Raw genomic sequence first — 1,253 nt, 5'->3', positions numbered from 1 at the left:
GGTCTACATCATTATTAAACAAACCTAACGGACTTATAATAAACCACCACTGACGATCCGACCAAACGCAAGAACGTCGTACAGTGATGCAGTTGGTAGCCAAAGCCACCAAAGAACGTATCTACCCTGTAGGCCGTCTGGACCGCAATACTACAGGTCTGCTATTGTTGACCAACGACGGACAGCTTGCCGAAAAGCTATCTCATCCACGCAACAATGTCACGAAAATATATCACGTGGAACTAAACAAAAACCTTACGCAAGGAGACTTCAACAAAATCCAGTTCGGTCTGGAGCTGGAAGATGGATTCATCAAACCGGACGACCTGAGCTATATCGCAGGAGCTTCCAAACGTGAGGTAGGTATTCAAATCCACTCCGGCAAAAACCGTATCGTAAGACGTATCTTCGAATCGCTTGGCTACGAGGTCGTAAAACTGGACCGTGTCGTATATGCCAACCTGACGAAAAAAGACTTACCTCGAGGACGCTGGAGATACCTTGACGAAAAAGAACTTATCCAACTCAAACATTTTATAAAATAAGATCTTAAAAGTCCTGCCCACGCAGGACTTTTTCTCTTTTAAAGCCAAAGATTCGTATTTTTACAGATAGAAAAACTTATCGTAATATGACTGATCCTAAATCATTATCCTCAGTTGCTGAATTCCACAAAACCTTTCAGCACCCCATTTTAGAAAGTCCTCAAATCCCTTCAGAAGCACGCTGCAAGCTACGCGTGTCACTCATCGCCGAAGAGTTGAAAGAACTAGAAGAAGCTATAAGAGAAAAAGATAGAATCGTAGAGATAGCAGATGCTTTATGTGATATACAGTACGTACTCTCCGGTGCTGTATTAGAATTCGGCCTTGGCGAAAAATTCAACGCTTTGTTTGAAGAAGTGCAACGCTCCAACATGAGCAAAGCCTGCAAAACCAAAGAAGAAGCAGAAGCGACAATGAAATATTATAAAGAGACGAAAGGTGTCGATTCTTATTATAAAGAAGTGGACGGGTTATTTTTGGTATTCCGAGAAGGAGATAACAAAACTTTAAAATCTATCAACTACTCTCCAGCAAATTTGAAATCTATCCTTGAAAAATAAAAAAGCGGTTCTTTTTTGACCGCTTTTTCAGTATCTTAACCTCTATACTCACTTCCCTGCTGCACACCCCGAGCTTCCAATCCTTTATCAATATAGGTTTGTATCGCAGACTTCTTTACCCCCCAGTTCGGTGCAATGAGCAAATCCT

Annotated in this window: 1 protein-coding gene and 1 pseudogene; both read left to right on the top strand. The window is 41.6% G+C overall.

The genetic code is table 11. The features are described from left to right. Positions 1-56: 56 nt before the first annotated feature. Positions 57-545, top strand: a pseudogene (locus SD31_RS14375) (pseudouridine synthase); the annotation flags it as partial. 86 nt (positions 546-631) lie between these two features. After that, on the top strand, positions 632-1,105 hold the full coding sequence (locus tag SD31_RS14370; protein WP_039054624.1) for a nucleoside triphosphate pyrophosphohydrolase family protein: 474 nt from the start codon (positions 632-634) through the stop codon (positions 1,103-1,105). The last annotated feature ends 148 nt before the right edge of the window (positions 1,106-1,253 follow it).

This window comes from Sphingobacterium sp. T2, assembly GCF_000814685.1.
Taxonomy (GTDB): domain Bacteria; phylum Bacteroidota; class Bacteroidia; order Sphingobacteriales; family Sphingobacteriaceae; genus Sphingobacterium; species Sphingobacterium thermophilum.
This window is presented reverse-complemented; position numbering and strand designations above follow the sequence as displayed.

Bases quoted from the DNA above. Each gene is read 5' to 3' on its own strand.
- SD31_RS14370 (WP_039054624.1), top strand. From the start codon at position 632: ATGACTGATCCTAAATCATTATCCTCAGTTGCTGAATTCCACAAAACC.